6 protein-coding genes are annotated in these 5,265 nt (G+C 71.3%); all 6 read right to left on the bottom strand.

Translation table 11 applies throughout. The features are described from left to right. Positions 1–645 (bottom strand): arsenate reductase/protein-tyrosine-phosphatase family protein (locus ACWGH1_RS17910; RefSeq protein ID WP_453408813.1); only part of this gene is annotated, 645 nt, incomplete at its 3' end. Further along, complete coding sequence (locus ACWGH1_RS17905) at positions 642–1,289, bottom strand: L-threonylcarbamoyladenylate synthase (RefSeq protein ID WP_361128579.1); 648 nt, start codon at positions 1,287–1,289, stop codon at positions 642–644. The genes ACWGH1_RS17910 and ACWGH1_RS17905, both read right to left, overlap by 4 nt. A 58-nt stretch (positions 1,290–1,347) precedes the next feature. Further along, positions 1,348–2,193 (bottom strand): peptide chain release factor N(5)-glutamine methyltransferase, encoded by an 846-nt coding sequence (prmC, locus tag ACWGH1_RS17900; protein ID WP_453352022.1) that lies wholly within the window; start codon positions 2,191–2,193, stop codon positions 1,348–1,350. A 74-nt stretch (positions 2,194–2,267) separates the two neighbouring features. Further along, the gene (gene prfA, locus ACWGH1_RS17895; protein WP_453352023.1) at positions 2,268–3,347 is read right to left on the bottom strand and encodes a peptide chain release factor 1; all 1,080 of its coding nucleotides are present in this window, start codon (positions 3,345–3,347) and stop codon (positions 2,268–2,270) included. A gap of 109 nt (positions 3,348–3,456) precedes the next feature. Continuing rightward, the gene (rpmE, locus tag ACWGH1_RS17890) at positions 3,457–3,675 is read right to left on the bottom strand and encodes a 50S ribosomal protein L31 (RefSeq protein ID WP_136215107.1); all 219 of its coding nucleotides are present in this window, start codon (positions 3,673–3,675) and stop codon (positions 3,457–3,459) included. 190 nt (positions 3,676–3,865) lie between these two features. Further along, positions 3,866–4,975, bottom strand: a complete 1,110-nt coding sequence (locus ACWGH1_RS17885) for an LCP family protein (protein WP_453408812.1) — start codon at positions 4,973–4,975, stop codon at positions 3,866–3,868. Positions 4,976–5,265: the final 290 nt, after the last annotated feature.

Below are 5,265 nucleotides of genomic sequence, written 5' to 3'. Positions count from 1 at the left end.
CGTCACACCCGTCAGGGCCGTGACCACGGGATCCAGCGCCTGGCTGATCTCGTCGCCGATCGAGCGGAAGAAGGTGATCGGCGCCCCGTACGGGTCGTACACCTCGTCCGCGTCGGCGGACGGCGCCAACAGCCACCCGCGCAGCGCCGCGGCCGCCCGGACCAGGGCCCGCGCGCGCTCCGCCATGCCGTCGTCCAGCGGCGGCAGCGTGGCCGGGTCTATCGCCCGTACCAGCCGGGTGAACTCCTTCAGCGTGAACGTCCGCAGCCCCGCCGAGTGGCCCATGGAGATGACCTGCGCCCGGTGGTCCCGGGTGGCCGTCAGCACCAGGTCGGCCCGGATGACGTGCTCGTCCAGCAGCTCCCGCCCCGTGAAGCCGGAGGCGTCGGCCCCGAAGTCCGCCAGCACGGCGGCCGCGTTGGCCTCCATCGGGGCGCCCTCGTGGCCCCACGTGCCGGCGCTCTCCACGATGAGGTCCCCGCTGACGAGACCGCCCAGCCGGTGGGCCAGGGCGTGCCGCGTCAGCCGCTCGGTGATCGGCGAGCGGCACACGTTCCCGGTGCTGACGTGGAGTATGCGGAAGGCATCGCCACCAGCCTCCGCCGGAAGACGCCCCGTTGCTATGCCACGCCCCTGAGGGCTCACGGGGCCACCTCGAGGTCGGGTACGACCTCCCGCAGCTGCTCGGCGGTCAGCGCCCCCTCGCGCAGCAGGACGGGAACCTTCCCCGTTACGTCGACGATCGAGGACGGCTGGATCCCCGGGGTGGGGCCGCCGTCCAGGTACACCGACACCGCGTCGCCCAGCATCGCGCGGGCGGCGTCGCAGTCCTCCGGCGCCGGGTGACCGGTCAGGTTCGCCGAGGACACGGCCATCGGCCCGACCTCGGTCAGCAGCTCGATCGCCACGGGGTGCAGGGGCATGCGTACGGCGACGGTCCCGCGGGTCTCCCCCAGGTCCCAGGCCAGCGAGGGCTGGTGCTTGGCGACGATGGTCAGGGCGCCCGGCCAGAACGCGTCGACCAGTTCCCACGCCTGCTCGGAGAAGTCCGTGACCAGGCCGTGCAGGGTGTTCGGGGAGCCGATGAGGACGGGGGTGGGCATGTTGCGGCCGCGCCCCTTGGCGGCGAGCAGGTCACCGACCGCCTCCGCGCTGAAGGCGTCCGCGCCGATCCCGTACAGCGTGTCGGTGGGCAGCACGACGAGCTCGCCGCGGCGCACTGCGGATGCGGCTTCACGCAGGCCCGTCTTGCGGTCCGTGGCATCGTTGCAGTCGTATCGCCGGGCCATCAGCGGGCCTCCTCAAGCAGCGGGGTGGTGACGTCGTCCAGGAGTGGGGTCGCGCGGATCACGGCATGGCCTTGCGGGCGGTCGCGAAGCGCGGGCGGTTGTTGAGGTCGGGGTGGTCGGCGGCGTCGGCCCAGCCCCGCTCCTCGGCGAAGATCCACGGGACCTGGCCGCCCTGCGTGTCGGCGTGCTCGATGACGACGATGCCGCCGGGCCGCAGCAGCCGGTGCGCGGTGCGCTCGATGCCCCGGATGGTGTCCAGGCCGTCCTCGCCGGAGAACAACGCCATCTCCGGGTCGTGGTCGCGGGCCTCGGGGGCGACGTACTCCCACTCGGTGAGCGGGATGTACGGCGGGTTGGAGATGACGAGGTCGACCTGGCCGTCCAGCTCCGGCAGCGCGCTGAGCGCGTCGCCCTGGTGGACGGTGACCCGGGAGCCCTCGGCGTTCTTACGGGTCCACCGCAGGGCTTCCTCGGACAGCTCGACCGCGTGGACGCGCGAGCGCGGCACTTCCTGCGCCATGGCCAGCGCGATGGCGCCGGAGCCGGCGCAGAGGTCCACGATCAGCGGCTCGACCACGTCCATGGCCCGGACGGCGTGTATGGCCCAGTCCACGACCGACTCGGTCTCGGGCCGGGGCACGAAGACCCCGGGCCCGACCTGGAGCTCCAGGTACCGGAAGAAGGCGCGCCCGGTGATGTGCTGGAGCGGCTCGCGCGCCTCGCGGCGGGCGACGGCCTCCCAGTAGCGGGCGTCGAAGTCCGTGTCCTTGACGTTGTGCAGTTCCCCCCGCTTGACGCCGTGCACGAAGGCCGCGAGCTCCTCCGCGTCGAAGCGCGGTGAGGGCACGCCGGCGGCGGCCAGCCGCTGGGTGGCCTGGGCCACCTCGGCAAGCAGCAAGTTCACGCTGGTCCTCCGGGCTGCTGTCGTACGGGGGTGGAGCGGGGGTCAGGCAGGCGCCGCGGTCGGGCGGCCCCGGTTCAGTGCGCGGCCGCGAGCTTGGCGGCGGAGTCCGTGTCGACGCAGGCCTGGATGACCGCGTCGAGGTCTCCGTCGAGCACCTGGTCCAAGTTGTACGCCTTGAAGCCGGTCCGGTGGTCCGAGATCCGGTTTTCCGGGTAGTTGTACGTGCGGATCTTCTCGGAACGGTCCACGGAGCGCACCTGGCTGCGGCGCACGTCGGAGGCCTCCTGCTCGGCCGCCTCCTGGGCCGCGGCCAGCAGCCTGGACCGCAGGATGCGCATCGCCTGCTCCTTGTTCTGGAGCTGGCTCTTCTCGTTCTGGCAGGAGGCGACCACACCGGTCGGGATGTGCGTGATGCGCACGGCCGAGTCGGTGGTGTTGACGGACTGGCCGCCGGGGCCCGACGAGCGGTACACGTCGATGCGGAGGTCGTTCATGTTGATCTCGACCTCGACCTCCTCGGCCTCCGGGGTGACGAGCACGCCCGCGGCGGAGGTGTGGATGCGGCCCTGGGACTCGGTGGCCGGAACCCGCTGGACGCGGTGCACGCCGCCCTCGTACTTGAGGCGGGCCCAGACGCCCTGGCCGGGCTCGGTGGCGCCGTTGCCGCCCTTGGTGCGGACGGAGACCTGGACGTCCTTGTAGCCGCCGAGTTCGGACTCGGTGGCGTCGATGATCTCGGTCTTCCAGCCCACGCGCTCGGCGTAGCGCAGGTACATGCGCAGCAGGTCGCCGGCGAACAGGGCGGACTCGTCGCCGCCCGCGCCCGCCTTGACCTCCAGGAGCACGTCCTTGTCGTCGCTGGGGTCGCGCGGAACGAGCAGCAGGCGGAGCTTCTCGGTGAGCTCTTCGCGCTGGGCGCTCAGTTCCTTGACCTCGGCGGCGAAGTCGGGGTCGACGGCCGCGAACTCCTTGGCCGTCTCGATGTCCTCGGCGGACTGCTTCCAGGCGCGGAAGGTCGCCACGATCGGGGTCAGCTCCGCGTAGCGCTTGCTGAGCTTGCGCGCGTTGGCCTGATCCGAGTGGACCGAAGGGTCGGCGAGCTTCTTCTCAAGGTCGGCGTGCTCGCCGACCAGTTCCTCGACCGCCTCGAACATCGGGGGCTCCTGTGGTGAAAGTGAAGAAAGGGCTGCGGGACGAGAAAGGCGCCGGGCCCGGCTGCCCGCGCGTGACGCGGTGCAGCCGGGGTCCGGCGCCGGAGGCTCGCTACTTCGAGCCGGCAGCCTTGCCGAAGCGGGCCTCGAAGCGGGCCACACGGCCACCGGTGTCGAGGATCTTCTGCTTGCCCGTGTAGAACGGGTGGCACTCGGAGCAGACCTCGGCACGGATGGTGCCGTCGGTCAGGGTGCTACGGGTGGTGAACGACGCGCCACAGGTGCAGCTGACCTGGGTCTCGACGTACTCGGGGTGAACATCGCGCTTCAAGGTGTCTCCTAGATTCGGGAGGGCTCCGGGTCGCAGGGGCCGAATTGCGCGCTGCGTGAACCGGGGCCGACAGACCAGTCTGCCAGGACCGGGCCGCCTGTCAAAATTCTGAGGACACCCTCCACAACGGGAGGGGGCGGGCGTCTATTCCACCCGGCCGGGGGAATGCTGCGACCGGGCCCTTCCGCTCCTACTGCGGCTGGACGATGCCGCCGGCGGTGCCCTTGTCGCCCATGGAGTCGGCCGTCGCGTCGGCGGGGATCGGCTGGTCCGCGAGCAGGGCGTCCCAGACCGTCTTGGACTCCTTGGCGAGCGGGGCGACCCGGTCGTGGTCGAGGGGGTCCACGGTCACCGGCATGGTGATCATCTGGAGGCCCTGGGTGTCGATGCCGCGCAGGCTCTCGGCGAAGCCCAGGAGCGACTTCACGTCGCCGAGCTGCTTGTCGGTGGTGAGCGCCTTGGTGCCGGTGTCGGCGAGGTCGAGCAGCCGCTTGGGGTTGTCGAAGACGCCGATCCCCTTGACCTGCTTGATCAGCGCCTTCATGAAGGCCTGCTGCAGCTGTATTCGGCCGAGGTCGCTGCCGTCGCCGACGCTCTTGCGGGTACGGACGAGGCCGAGGGCCTGTTCGCCGTTGAGCTTGTTGGGGCCCGCCGGCAGGTCGAGGTGGCTGGAACCGTCCTTGATCGGCTTGGTGGTGGTCACCTCGACGCCGCCGAGGTTGTCGATGATCTTCTTGAAGCCCGTGAAGTCGACCTCGATGTAGTGGTCCATGCGGATCCCCGACATCTTCTCGACGGTCTTGACCGCGCAGGCGGCCCCGCCGATGGTGAACGACTCGTTGAACTGGGAGCGCGAGCTGCCCCGGTCGGTCTTCCCGTTCGCCGTCTGGCAGGCGGGACGGTTGACCATGGTGTCGCGCGGGATCGATATGACGCTGGCCTTGTGGTGGCCCTCGTAGAGGTGGACGATCATCGCCGTGTCGGAGCGGGCGGACCCGCCGTCGTCCCGGCCGTACTCGGCGTTCGCCCCGCCGCGGGAGTCCGAGCCGAGGACGAGGATGTCCATCGAGCCGTTGTCCACGTTCTGGGGGCGGTCCTTGCCGAGCGCCGCGTCGATGTCGACCGTCTTCAGGTTCCCGTTGAACTTGAAGTAGAAGTAACCCACGCCCGCGCCGCCCAGCAGCACCACGCCGGCGGCCGTCCACGCGACGACGGTGAGGCCCTTGCGGCGCTTCGGCGCTTTCCTTCGGCGCCGGCTGCCCGCGGCGCGGCGGCCGCGGCCCCTCGTGTCCTCGCTCATGCTCTCCTCGGTCCCCGGCCCGCTCCCGCGGCCCGTCCGGCCTGTCTGCGACCCCCGCTGTTCTCTGACACAGACGGAGGAACGCCTACCAGGGTTCCACGGGCCCGGCCGGGCTCCGCACCCGATGCGCGGACGGCCCGGCGCGGGGGCGACGGGGTGTGACACCGCGGCTACCGCCCGTACCGTGAACTCGGACGAAAGGGATGGCGGGGGCGCCCGCCGGACGGGCGGCGGTGTGGCGAAGGTCGCAGCACGCGCACGAAGCGGGACCGCCCCCGTCGCGGCTGCGA

It is taken from the genome of Streptomyces sp. NPDC054883, assembly GCF_053610645.1.
Note: the sequence above shows the minus strand (reverse complement) of the source record. Positions and strands in the feature narration are given on the sequence as shown.